The organism is Marinomonas sp. S3726 (genome assembly GCF_000967665.1).
Taxonomy (GTDB): Bacteria; Pseudomonadota; Gammaproteobacteria; order Pseudomonadales; family Marinomonadaceae; genus Marinomonas.
Genome location: NZ_JXYC01000024.1, coordinates 104,459 through 118,017, shown reverse-complemented (window position 1 = coordinate 118,017; position 13,559 = coordinate 104,459). Strand labels below are relative to the sequence as shown.

12 protein-coding genes are annotated in these 13,559 nt (G+C 38.8%); 5 read left to right on the top strand and 7 right to left on the bottom strand.

Features of this window, described 5'->3' with window-relative positions; all coding sequences use genetic code 11:
• Positions 1–12: 12 nt before the first annotated feature.
• Together lepB and lepA are read right to left on the bottom strand one after the other, a co-directional pair.
• Entirely contained in the window at positions 13–837 is an 825-nt protein-coding gene (lepB, locus tag TW85_RS18285; protein WP_046018566.1) for a signal peptidase I, read from the bottom strand.
• 91 nt (positions 838–928) lie between these two features.
• The gene (gene lepA / locus TW85_RS18280; protein ID WP_046018565.1) at positions 929–2,734 is read right to left on the bottom strand and encodes a translation elongation factor 4; all 1,806 of its coding nucleotides are present in this window, start codon (positions 2,732–2,734) and stop codon (positions 929–931) included.
• Between the two features lie 766 nt (positions 2,735–3,500).
• Between lepA and TW85_RS18275 the strand changes: the two genes are divergently transcribed.
• On the top strand, positions 3,501–4,568 hold the full coding sequence (locus TW85_RS18275; protein ID WP_157196981.1) for an AraC family transcriptional regulator: 1,068 nt from the start codon (positions 3,501–3,503) through the stop codon (positions 4,566–4,568).
• 41 nt (positions 4,569–4,609) lie between these two features.
• On the opposite strand, the gene TW85_RS18270 is transcribed toward TW85_RS18275, so the two are convergent.
• Positions 4,610–5,014 (bottom strand): DUF4345 domain-containing protein, encoded by a 405-nt coding sequence (locus TW85_RS18270; protein ID WP_046018563.1) that lies wholly within the window; start codon positions 5,012–5,014, stop codon positions 4,610–4,612.
• A gap of 170 nt (positions 5,015–5,184) precedes the next feature.
• Here TW85_RS18270 and TW85_RS18265 point away from each other — a divergent pair, with 170 nt between their 5' ends.
• Positions 5,185–5,925: a cupin domain-containing protein gene (locus tag TW85_RS18265; protein WP_046018562.1), complete on the top strand. Its 741-nt coding sequence runs from the start codon at positions 5,185–5,187 to the stop codon at positions 5,923–5,925.
• A gap of 283 nt (positions 5,926–6,208) precedes the next feature.
• Here TW85_RS18265 and TW85_RS18255 read toward each other — a convergent pair whose 3' ends face one another.
• The gene (locus TW85_RS18255) at positions 6,209–6,877 is read right to left on the bottom strand and encodes a hypothetical protein (protein ID WP_046018560.1); all 669 of its coding nucleotides are present in this window, start codon (positions 6,875–6,877) and stop codon (positions 6,209–6,211) included.
• A 135-nt stretch (positions 6,878–7,012) separates the two neighbouring features.
• Complete coding sequence (locus TW85_RS18250) at positions 7,013–7,663, bottom strand: riboflavin synthase (RefSeq protein WP_046018559.1); 651 nt, start codon at positions 7,661–7,663, stop codon at positions 7,013–7,015.
• A gap of 248 nt (positions 7,664–7,911) precedes the next feature.
• Here TW85_RS18250 and TW85_RS18245 point away from each other — a divergent pair, with 248 nt between their 5' ends.
• The gene (locus tag TW85_RS18245) at positions 7,912–8,823 is read left to right on the top strand and encodes a TraB/GumN family protein (protein WP_046018558.1); all 912 of its coding nucleotides are present in this window, start codon (positions 7,912–7,914) and stop codon (positions 8,821–8,823) included.
• A gap of 114 nt (positions 8,824–8,937) precedes the next feature.
• Here TW85_RS18245 and glgC read toward each other — a convergent pair whose 3' ends face one another.
• Positions 8,938–10,197 (bottom strand): glucose-1-phosphate adenylyltransferase, encoded by a 1,260-nt coding sequence (glgC, locus tag TW85_RS18240; RefSeq protein WP_046018557.1) that lies wholly within the window; start codon positions 10,195–10,197, stop codon positions 8,938–8,940.
• Between the two features lie 255 nt (positions 10,198–10,452).
• On the opposite strand from glgC, the gene glgA reads away from it, so the two are divergent.
• Positions 10,453–11,886 (top strand): glycogen synthase GlgA, encoded by a 1,434-nt coding sequence (glgA, locus tag TW85_RS18235; RefSeq protein WP_084616422.1) that lies wholly within the window; start codon positions 10,453–10,455, stop codon positions 11,884–11,886.
• A gap of 132 nt (positions 11,887–12,018) precedes the next feature.
• Here glgA and TW85_RS18230 read toward each other — a convergent pair whose 3' ends face one another.
• On the bottom strand, positions 12,019–12,822 hold the full coding sequence (locus TW85_RS18230) for a transporter substrate-binding domain-containing protein (protein WP_052702289.1): 804 nt from the start codon (positions 12,820–12,822) through the stop codon (positions 12,019–12,021).
• Positions 12,823–12,993: 171 nt separating this feature from the next.
• On the opposite strand from TW85_RS18230, the gene TW85_RS18225 reads away from it, so the two are divergent.
• The gene (locus tag TW85_RS18225) at positions 12,994–13,482 is read left to right on the top strand and encodes a YHS domain-containing (seleno)protein (protein WP_052702288.1); all 489 of its coding nucleotides are present in this window, start codon (positions 12,994–12,996) and stop codon (positions 13,480–13,482) included.
• Positions 13,483–13,559 lie beyond the last annotated feature (77 nt).

Genomic DNA, 13,559 nt, shown 5'->3' with positions numbered 1-13,559 from the left:
ATCTCCAAACTACTATTCAATCGAACCATTATTTTTAAAATTAGGTACGCTTAAGAATTTATTCCAATGCATCCAAATATAAAAGGCACGGCCCTTCATATACTCTTCTGGTACAAAGCCCCAAACACGGCTATCAGAACTATTATCACGATTGTCCCCAACAGCAAAGTAATGCCCTTCAGGTACAACCCAATCACCCTTTAGGTTAATTGCACGCATTGTTTTATAAATTTCGTGTTCAACACCCAATAAGTCTTCTTTAAACTGAGTAACAGGAATACCTTGATTCTTTTCAGAAGGTGGTAAATCAGCCTGAAATTCTTCACCTATCAGCTTACCATTAATGGTCAAGCGCTTATCATGATAGCTAATCGTATCACCTGGCAAACCAATTAAACGTTTAATATAGTTAACACTTGGATCTTTCGGGTATTTAAAAACAATCACATCACCACGTTTTGGCTCAGTCGTTGCTATAAGCTGAGTATTAGTAACTGGTAAACGTATCCCGTAATCAAACTTATTCACCAAGATAAAGTCACCCACTTCTAGCGTCGGTAACATTGAACCTGATGGAATTTGGAAAGGCTCTACAACAAAAGAGCGTAAACCAAAAATCACAGCAACAATGACAAAATAAGACTTAATTTCAGTTACCCACTTAGGAGTACCCGCCATACTGTCTTTCACTTCTTTTGGTATTGCAGAGCATGCTTCTGGAGATAAATCGTTTAGCGCAGCAACACGCTTTGGATAAAAGGCAACTCTATCGTATACCCAAACAACAGCAGTCAAAACAAAGGCTGCCGCTAGGATAATCTCAAAATCAAACGCCATAAATTGTCCTTAATATAAACCCCATTCATTGGCTGAACAGGGTCTATTTCATTTTTTAGTTAGCAATTAGCTCGCTGTTTTTAAGTATCTTTTAGCTATCCACTTTTAAAACAGCTAAGAATGCAGATTGAGGTACTTCAACATTACCTACCTGCTTCATACGCTTTTTACCTTCTTTCTGCTTCTGTAGAAGTTTCTTCTTACGACTCACATCACCACCGTAACATTTCGCCGTTACGTTTTTACGTAAGGCTTTTACTGTCGTACGAGAAATTACTTTAGCGCCTAATGCCGCCTGAATTGCCACATCAAACATTTGACGAGGAATCAACTCTTTCATTTTTTCACACAGAATACGGCCTTTATACAAGACATTATCCTTATGCATGATAAGCGCAAGCGCATCGACACGGTCGCCATTAATAAGGACATCAAGACGCACTAAAGGTGCCGCACTATAATGACTAAAACTGAAATCTAGGGAAGCAAAACCACGACTACATGACTTAAGTCGGTCAAAGAAGTCCAAAACGACTTCATTCATAGGCAGTTCGTAGTTCAAAGAAACTTGATTACCCACATAAAGCATATCTTTCTGAATACCACGTTTTTCAACACATAAGGTAATCACGTTACCTAGGTATTCTTGCGGCACTAAAATATTCGCTTCAACCATAGGTTCACGCATTTCGCGGATATTACCTGGATCAGGCATCTTAGATGGGCTATCTATCATGATAACCTCACCATTGTTAAGCTCGACTTCAAACACTACGGTTGGCGCTGTAGTAATCAGATCCATGTCGTATTCACGTTCAAGACGCTCTTGAATAATTTCCATGTGCAGCATACCTAAGAAACCACAGCGGAAACCAAACCCTAGGGCGTCAGATGTTTCTGGCTCGAAGAACAAAGAAGCATCATTCAGAGTAAGCTTGTTCAAAGCTTCACGAAAATCTTCATAATCATCAGAGCTTACAGGGAAAAGACCTGCATAAACCTGAGGTTTTACCTTCTTAAAACCATCAAGCTGAGGGATATCTTTCGTTGCCAAATGTGTAATGGTATCACCCACAGGGGCACCGTGAATGTCTTTAATACCAGAGACAACATAGCCGACTTCACCTGCACGCAAAATGCCGGTTTCAGTACGTTTAGGAGTAAAGATACCCACCATGTCCACTGGGTAAGATTGGCCTGTAGACTTGATCACAATCTTATCTTTTTTCTTAATGGTACCTTCTTTAACACGTACCAAAGAAACAACACCTAGATAGTTATCAAACCAAGAATCAATAATTAGTGCTTGTAGAGGGCCATCAACATCACCTTCTGGTGGTGGCACTTCACCTATCAGGCGCTCAAGCACGTCATTAACACCCATGCCTGTTTTCGCTGAACAGGTAACAGAACCATGGGCATCAATCCCAATGATATCTTCGATTTCATCACACACACGCTCAGGTTCAGCCTGTGGCAAATCAATTTTGTTCAGTACAGGCATTACTTCTAGGCCTTGCTCTAGCGCTGTATAACAGTTAGCAACAGATTGAGCTTCTACACCTTGAGCAGCATCAACGACTAACAAAGCCCCTTCACAGGCAGCTAAAGAACGAGACACCTCATAAGAGAAATCAACGTGTCCAGGCGTATCGATAAAGTTTAACTGATAGGTTTCACCATCTTGCGCCTTGTAATCCAAGGTCACACTTTGTGATTTGATCGTGATACCACGCTCACGTTCAATATCCATGGAATCAAGTACTTGAGCTTCCATTTCTCGTTCACTCAAGCCACCACAGTTTTGAATAAAACGGTCAGCAAGCGTAGATTTACCATGGTCGATATGGGCGATAATAGAAAAGTTACGTATATGTTTTAACTGTTTAGAAGACACTTATTTCTCACACTTAATAAAGCGACACACAAAGAGCAGGTGTTGATAAGTCATTTAATACAAATCAGTGACAAGCTTAAAAAACTTATCGACACCTTCTCCGGATAGAATTTTGAAGCATTCTACCCAATTTAGCCCCAGGACTCCATTTTATTTGCAGCTTCTAAGGCCTTTAATTTCCTAGCTTTTACATCCTTAAAGTAAAAAACCACGGCTTAACAAGAGACTAGAAAAATTAGAGGAAAATTTGATCGCAAAGAGAAAGGAAACCAAGTGATACAACAAGGTAGGATAACCCAAGCCCTAACGATAAGAGCTTGAGCAAAACCAGCTAGTCACGCTAGGACTAGGACTACATATGAAGAAGCCAACCATAACAGGAACAAAAAGTTAACGTAGAGCAATTTACGTCTTCAACCTACTATGACAGACAAATCTAGCCTCCCTCATTTAATACATATTAAAAATATGAAGTCTATCAATTATTCAAAGTAATAATACAAAATAACAAAGCCGACTCTTAGATAAATAACACTCAACTTTTCATTCAAAATCACCATATATGGTGACTCATTGATTGCAGCATTAGTTCTACAATCAAGTAAAAGCAAGTTCACCTAAAATCAACAAGTTATTTCTCTTTAAAACACTTAAAAGAAGAATAGTAAGCAACATGAAGAGCCTTTTCAAAAAACAAAATAGATTTTCTAAATAATATATCAATTAATCAAAACACCAATATTATTTCGTAATCAAGAAACAATACTTGGTTTCAATATCAATTTTTAAATTAAAAACATGGACTAACATGCTCAATTATAAAGACACCATATCGTCAACTACAGTTTTCAATTTAATTGAATCAATCACCTCACTTTCAATAATCAACCCTAGAAAAATACAACTTGATAAAAATTTTTTCCTAAACCCTGAAAAAAGAGTAAGCGAAAGTATTCTAATCAATCTTTGGAAGAATTTAGAAGAAAACTCTAACATGACTAATTATGCAGCCTTATTGGGTGAGTATATTCCAACAACTACACGCTGCTTAGTTACAAGCCTAGCTTCTCAATGCGGAACATTGTCAGAGGCTCTTGAGAGTTATACAAAATATATAGACTGGATAAACCCTTCTCTTAAATGCACTTTAAGCTATGACAGAAATTACACTTATATCTATTTCTCATTAAATAAAAGCAAAGGCTATCCAAATTCAGCCATAATCAAGAGCATGAGTAATGTAATTCATTGGGCCAGAAAATCATCAAACTCTAACATTGAGCTCAATACTGTCACTTTCGACTTTATTGCACCACCTTTCAATGATTTATTAAGACAAACCTTTGGTAAAAATATAAAGTTTTCAAAAAAATTCAATATGATAAAAATTGAATCCAGTGCATTAGATAAAAAACTTTCAAACCACAACCCAAACATCAAACAATTAATAGAAAAAAGCATAATTGAAAGAAAGGCTGATTACATAAAAGACTTTGAAAAAAAACAAGTCATTAATAAAGAGTTCATATTAAAAATCATCGAAAACTTATTATCTGAAAACAAAGCTAATATTGAATACGTTTGTATTAAGCTATCAATCAGTCGTCAAACACTCTATAGAAGATTAAAAAAAGAAAACACTCATTTTAAAGAACTTATCAATATGGTCAGAAAGAAGAGATCAAAAGAGCTTCTAGATCTAAACAATTTAACTACAACAGACATTAGTGAGCGGCTTGGTTACAAAGAAATTAGTAGTTTTTATTCAGCCTTTAAAGTCTGGTATGGCATAACAGTTAAAGAATATAAAGCTAATCTAAGATCAAGCTATTAACTTGCTTTTAAGTATCTATAAATTAATCTAACAATTAAACGTTAAGTTGAGGCTTGCCTTGGATTACGATTTGCTTTTAATAAAATTATGGCCAGAATAGCAAAAAAGGCCTCTATAGATAACGCAAATAAGATGCCTTCACTTGGCATACCATCTATGGCGATGCCGAGTGTGCGAAATAAAGAAAAAGCACAAAAAATGAGACATGCTAAGATTAAAGATGCTGACTCAAGCGCTTGTCTAAAGGCTCCAAAAAAGACAAAAGCCCCTACTAAAAATAGAGAACCACCCATTCCTCTAATTTCACTCAAGCTATCGAGACTAAAGTCATCATGTGTAAAAAAATGCCTTAAGTAATCCACTGGAACAAATCCTATATAGGACCCAACAGTCAATAAAGTTATACCAGCAAAAAATAGATAGAATTTTGTTTTATTCAAAGTCATGAGAATACTCCTAAAGTTAAAAATCACTCAATTTACATTCAGGCTAGGTATGCTCTTTAAGCAATCTAGACTCAAGTAAAAAGCGTTAACCTAGTTTGCGTCCATAATGTCAAATGATGAATCTCAGATAGCACTTGAATTATCTCAGATCGTTCATTAATTTAACTAGCATGAAAACAGAGCAATATAATGAAATACTCCATTACCTAAAATTAGAAAGCATCTACTACAGTCGATCAGCTTTAGGGGAGCATGATTGGGCGATTAATATTCCTGAATATCCTGATGCGAGCATATTTCATGTAGTCGTAACAGGCTCATGCGACGTAAAAATTAGAAGAAATCAACTAAAACTTGAAGCCGGTGATGTTGTCTTTTTTCCTAAAGCCCATGGACATAAAGTTTCATCCTCAGATACTGCTACCGCTGTTGAATTAGATGCTTTACCGATAAAAAAGATAAGCGACTTGTATGAAACACTTGAGCTAGGTGACCAGAATACAAATAAAACTATTATACTTTGCGGCGTAGTCAAAATCAGCCACCCTTCCGGGTCTATGCTATTAAACGAAATGCCTAATGTTATCCATATAAATAAAGAGCAAAGCCTCTTTAATAGTATGATAGAAGGAGTTGTCGAATTAATATTTCAAGAAGCAGAAAGTAATTTTCTTGGTGGAGAGTCTATTATCACTTGGCTCATAGACATACTTATAATCCAATCCATCAGACAATGGATAAAAACCTCAGCAGAGCATCACGACCCTTGGCTTAAAGCACTTCAAGACCCTAAAATTGGCAAAGCTCTTTATTACCTGCATCACTCTCCAGAAAAGCCTTGGACAATAGCAACATTAGGAAAAGCTGTCGGCATGTCGAGAACCGCTTTTTCATTACGTTTTACCGAATAAGTGGGGATAGCACCAATCGGTTACTTAACGTCATGGAGAATGAATTTAGCAGAATTACGTATACAAAACGGAGAGAGGGTTAATTTAGATTTTATTGAAAGCCTTGGATACCGTTCTGAGCCTTCATTCAGGCGAGCCTTTAAAAAATAAAAGGCGTCACCCTAACAGAATCATCACATCAAAAATGAAACCTAATATACAAGAAGCTCTCTTCTTTATTGAGTTACCTGTGGATAGCTATCCGGCTTATGCACTTTATTTTGCGCATTTATTATCCAGATAGCTATTTATTCACAATATTAGCTGAGCAAAATACTCGATAAGCGAACACACTTAGGGTTACCCACAACACAGATTCAACAATACTTAATACAAAAGTTATTAAGACATGTTCTAAACCAATTAAAGAAAAGAAATTTTCGATTAGCCAAGTTGGTAACCAAGTAATCAGAAATAAAATAGCGCCACCGAGTAGAATACCCCACACCTTATCCTTAGTGGCGTGCCAGCTTGCTTCTAATGAAGAAAAAGGTGATTGCTTATTGAGCACACAATAAAACTCAGAAAATGCCAAACGCGCCATAATATAGAGCCCAGGAAAAACAAACAGAAAGAGCCCACCCATGAACGCTAAACTAATTATCACTGACAGCAAAAAGAGTGGTCGCCAATACATGACACCAACGCCATAACATTGTCCTCGTGTCAAAGACTCACCCGAAATCACAGATGCCATATAAGCAATTAACGCCCCTTGATAAAGCGGGTAAACCACCATCCCAATAATAGTCGAAAACCAAAAAAGTTGATTTGGGTCTTCACTATAAACACCCGCCAAGGCATAAAGCAGATTAAGAGGAATAATACAGGGTAAGATAATACGAGAAATAGGGCCTAAATGATGTATAAAAAACTTCAGACTATCTTTTACTAATGACGATGTTTCGTCCATTTTGACCTCTAAAACATGATAAGAAAGTGAACGTTAGGCTTAAACTTTAATCCCACCAAAGAAAAGTTGAGAGAAATAGAAAGCCCCCCTTATCCAAGCAGACAAGGGAGAGACACCAAAAAGTTTTTTACAGGCTTATAAACTAATGCCTTTTTGCTGCAGAATACGTTCAACTGTATCAACAGTTGCTTGAGTATGACTGTCGATCTCAAGGTTAACTCTATCGCCTACTTCTAATAAACCAAAAGTAGTGAGTCTTAAGGTTTCAGGAATAAGAGAGATCTCAATCCAGTCTTCACCAATATCACAAATCGTCAAGCTAGAGCCATTTAAGCCTACATAACCTTTATCAAATAGGTATCTCATGGCATCAACTGTGGCGCTGTCGTCACTCAAACCAGCCTGCTTTTTAACAACAAAACGGATACGGTAGCTGTCATCTTGAGTACGCACCTGCATTACCTCAATGGCACACATGATATGACCGGACATAACATGCCCGCCCACTTCATCACCCATTTTAGCGGCACGTTCAAAGTTCACTTTGTCGGAGGCATTAATCGCGCCTAAATTTGTTAACGCAAGTGTAGTATCAATCACATCAAAACTGACTTTGTCATTATCCACTTCAGATACAGTCAGACATACACCGTTTATCGCGACACTGGCACCCAGTTGCTGCTTATCCATTGAGTTCTCTGGAAACTGGATCACCAAACGCTTATTTGTGCCCATCTCTTGACAGCTTTCAACCTGAGCCATACCCTGAACAATACCTGTAAACATGCACACACCTACCTAATATAATTTGAAGACGGATAAAGAACATTTAAGCGTTTTTAAATGATGAAAAAGCGTACAATTTTTAAAAAAATCTATGCTGGCGCTCAACACTGAAGAAGATTTGAACATACCCACCAGAGTGCCCGTATTTATTGGGCTAGCGTAAGTTATCACAAAGACACTAATAGGGTTATCCACAGCTTGCGGGGATAACGAAATCAACCAACACCAAACTTTTGTTAGATAAAATTATGATTCATCACTTTATTCGGTTTAAAACTGCGCTTATCTTTTTACTCTTTTTCCAAGCATCTTATAGTTATTCATCAGCAAATCAAACCCTTAAAGCACCATTTATGTGGCAAATCAAAACCGATAAAACCCAGCTTTATTTAGCTGGTTCTATCCATGCCTTAAATTCAGACTTTTACCCATTGGCCCCAGCCTACATCCAAGCCTTTGACTCAGTTGATCAACTTGCCGTCGAATACAATATCCTAGATTTAAGTCCAGAAAAGGCACAAGAGCAGATTTCACAATTTACTTGGCTGAATCATGACGAGTCCATTGAGTCAGCTTTTAGCCAACAAGAGATAGAAGCGTTAAAGCCTTTTGCAGAGCGAAAAGGCATGAATATAGACACCTTGCTTAGGCTCAGACCTTGGCTCATTATCGAGGCCCTAAGCAGTTTTCAATTCTCCCAGACAGATTTCCAAGCTGATTTGGGTGTCGATATGCTTTTTCTCAAACGTGCAAATCAACAAGGTAAAAACATCTTAGAGCTAGAAACCTTACAAGAACAAATCAATGCCATTAACGGTGCAGAGCTTACTGCTCAAACCGCAGCAATATCATTAGCCCTTTCCCAGCTTGATAAAGGCCAAGAGCAACTCACAGAAATGGCAAATTATTGGCAAAGTGCTGATGCCGATGGTTTATATGAGTACAGCCAGCTAGACCTTATTGAACAACCGAATATAGCGCCTCTCATGTCACACCTTTTATATAAGAGAAACCAGAAAATGGCGGAGAGGATTCAAGGCTATCTTGAACAAGGTGGCAGCTACTTTGTTATGGTGGGAGCACTACATCTAAGTGGTCCACAGAGTGTGCAATCCTATCTTGAAGATATGGGCTATCAAGCTACCAAAGTTACCCCGTAGAGCAATTTCAAAAGCATCTATTAGAGAGTCAACACACATTACAGGCACAAAAAAACGACAAGTAAATTGTCGTTTTTTTTAGTCTTTTATCAAAAGGCCTAAACAGACGCTAAGTTAAGATTCGGCCTTCAGTTTTTCTATCATAGCTTGGGTAACTAAAGTAATACCATCTTCATTTCGATAAAAACGACGGCTATCTTCTTCAGCATCCTCTCCAATAATAGTACCTTCTGGCAGTTTACATTCAGAATCTAAAACAACTTTATTAAGACGGCAGTGACGGCCAATATCACAGTTAGGTAAAACCACAGAACGGCTCACTGTCGAATATGAATTCACCCTAACATTGTTAAATAAAATGCACTTATCTACTGTTGCACCCGAAACGATACAGCCAGCTGACACCACAGAATTCAACGCAGTACCAATACGCTCTTCATAGTTATAGTTAAACTTGGCAGCCGGTCTTTGATAGTGAGCAGTACGGATAGGCCAAGAATCATCATATAAATCTAACTCTGGTACCAACTTGGTTAAATCCATATTTGACTCCCAATAGGCAGTCAAAGTCCCGACATCACGCCAATAAGCACTATCAGGGTAGCTTGGGTTTGGGATACTACTGTGGCTAAAGTGATGCGCCTTTATCTTGCATGAATCAATAAAGAGGGGGATCAAATCCTTACCAAAGTCATGGCTTGAGTTGGTATCACTGGCATCCAGCTCTAACTTCTCGATCATAAACTTGGTATTAAAAATATAGATACCCATGCTAGCTAAAGACACATCAGGCTTACCTGGCATAGTTGGTGGGTTAGCAGGCTTTTCCTCAAAGGCAATGATGTTGTCTTCATCATCTATATGCATCACACCAAACTGATCAGCTTCACTTACAGGCACTTCAATACAAGCAACAGAGACATCCGCTTTAGAATCGATATGATCCTTAAGCATCTTACTGTAATCCTGCTTATACACATGATCACCCGCCAAAATCAGCACATATTCGCTATCTAGCCCTTTAATCATTTTCAAGTTCTGATACACAGCATCCGCGGTACCGCGATACCAGTCTTCGCCGGTTTGTTGCTGCGCCGGCCAAAGTTCAATAAATTCATTAAAATCTGAACGTAAAAAGTTCCAGCCCCTTTGCACATGCTGATTAAGCGTATGTGAGCGGTATTGAGTTAACACGGCCATCTTACGAATGCCGGAGTTGATACAGTTGGAGAGAGGAAAATCAATAATCTTATACTTTCCCGCAATAGGTACAGCAGGTTTCGAACGGTAATCAGTTAAATCTTTTAGTCTAGAGCCTCGTCCTCCTGCAAGAACAAGCGCTAAGGTTTTCATGCGTGCGGTATTTAAATCCATATTCCACCTTTTTATTATTTAACTTTATCTATTCATTTTCTGTCGATCAATTCAATCAAGTAATGCAATCATCCCTACTTTGATGTGATAAGTTAGTTCGTCTACTCATTACTGAGTAACCCCCCTTCACTCCTTACCTTATCCCAATACAATAATTTATATTAACCCAATGTTTTAATTGCGTATTAACTTAATCATCTTAATATCGTATTTTATATAACGGCCCTCAACTCCACTTACTAAATAAGACTCTCTATGATGAAAGTACTCTTTGCAGCTTCTGAAATTCACCCACTAATCAAAACGGGCGGCCTTGCAGATGTTGCTGGTGCATTACCAGTATCACTAAGACAAGCAGGACAAGATGTCCGCCTTATCATGCCAGCTTACCAAGGCATATTAGAGAAACTGGCGCCAGTACAAGCAAAAACCAATCTGGGTGACCCCTTTGGCATTGGCGACATCATATTGTTAGAAACCCTTATTCCGGCAAGCGATACGCCCATTTGGCTAGTACAATGCCAAAGCCTATTTGAACGCAGCGGTAGCCCCTACCTAGATCAATACAGCAAAGACTATGCCGATAATCATATTCGCTTTGCTGTTTTCTCTTGGGTCACCGCATTACTAGCCAGCCAAGGCAATCTTTTAGGCTGGCAAGCCGACATACTTCACCTTAATGATTGGCAAACAGGCCTAGCAGCCGCTTATCTTAAAAGTTGGAAAACCCAACATATTCCCATTGTCAGCACAGTTCATAACCTTAGGTACAATGGCAGTTTCCCTATGTCTTTATACCCAGATGTGCGTCTTTCAAACGAACTTCTCGACCTACATGGTCTAGAGTTCTACGGCCAGTTCTCAACCCTTAAAGCCGCGCTGGTCTACAGTGACGCTATCACCACAGTCAGCCCCACCTATGCCAACGAGATACTCACACCAGAATATGGTGATGGCCTTGACGGCACATTAAGAGCCCACCAGCACAAGCTACACGGCATCTTAAATGGCGTTGACTACAATGAGTGGTCGCCTGAGATTGATAACAATATTGCACAGAAATATGACATTAATAATCTCGATTTAAAGGATGAAAACAAAAAGGCATTGTTGATCGAAAACGGTTTATCACCTGACCTCAGCAAGCCTATTTTTGGGGTTGTCAGCCGCTTAACAGAACAAAAGGGTCTCGATCTAGTACTCGAAGCCATACCTTCTGTGATCAAAAATGGTGCACGTTTAATTCTATTAGGTTCTGGAGACCCTAATTTAGAGCAAGCCTTTTTACAGCTTGAAAAGGATTATCCAGAGCAGGTTGCAGTGCGTATTGGGTATGACGAAGCCTACTCACATAAACTACAAGCGGGTGTGGATTGCTTATTAATTCCATCTCGTTTTGAACCTTGTGGACTTACTCAGTTATACGCCCTTAAGTACGGCACCTTACCTTTGGTAAGAAAGACAGGCGGGTTAGCAGATACAGTATTTGAGACTGGCGATGCAGCCAATGGATTTGTCTTTGAAAGAGCGGATACACAAAGCTTAATAGACACACTTCATAGGGCGATGGATTGCTTTAACCACAGCCAAGCTTGGCGTCAGCGCCAAATCAATGGCATGAAGTACGACTTTAGCTGGCAAAAAACCACAGATACTTGGCTTAGCCTTTATCAATCTTTACTAGATTAAGCTTCTGCATTAAACATGCGAGCTATAAAAAAACTAAAAAAGCAGAGCTAAAGCACTATGTATTATGAAAGCCTCAAACCAGCTTACATAATAATGCCATAAAAAAGGAAGGCATTTGCCTTCCTTTTTTTACTATTTTAATAACCACTGAGCACTGCCCTTCAACTTTATCTGTTCGAAAAAGCCTTCTTGCGTCAGATTACTCATAATGCCAGCCAGCTCTTCCCTTAGAGCCTGACTATTACAGGGCGAGTTTTGTGAGAAGGCTAAATATAACCCCTCACTGCTTACCGCTGGCTTTTGAATCTGGAAAGGAAAGTAATTCCAAATCTGCTGAATATAAGCTTCACCGGGCAACTCTTCGTACAATACATAATCCACTCGTTTACCTAACAGCATTTTAAAAGCTTGCTCAATACTAGCAACCGTAGCGATATTAAGGTGCTCGGCCGCGTAAGAATCAAACGCCTGACCAAAACTATTATTGATCACAGTAGCACCTAATTTACCTTCTAAACTGTGTTGATTTTGGTAATCAAATGGGGCCGACGCATTCGTCCAAACCACACTCTGAGTCTCAAGAAATGCAGGTTCTATGTAATCCATGTATTGGCTTCTTGGCTGGGTATAAAACACCCCTGCCATGAGATCAATGCGACCACTCTTAACTTCCCTTTGAGCTCGTGACCAAGGGCCTGTATGTTTCAGCTCAATCCTCTTCCCTAAACGCTGACTAATCTCATTAATAATCAAGCTATTAGTCCCTAATAGTTGATTCGTTTCTAGGTTTTTACGCCATAGAAACGGAGGGTATTCTGAATTACCGGTCGCGGTTAAATAGTCACACCTATCACCTGGTGCCGCCTCCGATAATGTATGGAATCCCGCCATAACAAAGATAGATAAAAATTTATTTTTTTCGCGAAAAAAGGACATAACGCCTAGTATCTTAAAATTAATGAATTAGATTTCAGTTAGTTAATGACTAAGTCCTAAACTAACATACAAAAGTATAGAGGGCTGTGCCCAACATAGAAAATAAAAAGTAAATTTGACGGGAACCTTTAAACAACTTCTGCCTCAAAAGCTTAAATTACAGGAGGAATTATGAAAAATAGACACACAACTGACTCAAAACTGACATTCTTACCAAAGCTAATGCTTTTCGTTTTAACCCTAGTTTTTACCGCTGGTGTTAACGCAAAAAAACTTAACCTTGATAAAGATCAACTGGCCCTAGAGGGCTATGATCCGGTGAGCTATTTCTCAGAAGAACCTATGAAGGGTTACCCTGCCTTACAAATCCGCCATAATCAGGTGCTTTATTACTTTGAGAATGAAGAAAACCGCCTAGCATTTAGTGAAAACCCAGAAAAGTATGTACCGGCTTACGGCGGTTGGTGCGCATGGGCTATGCTAGATGGTGATAAGGTAGAAGTTGATCCCCTTAGCTACAAAATCATTAATGGCAAAAACCACCTTTACTACAATGGTTTTTGGGGTGACACCTTAGCCAAGTGGAATAAAAAAGCAGGTAAAGACGGTGAGCAATCACTGATTGATGTTGCCGATAAAGAATGGGCTGAAATCGACTAATCACCTTTCAAGTCGAATTGATTAGTGCAAGATGAGGCTACATGAGACAGCGGCCTCATCTTGCAAATTGAATACGA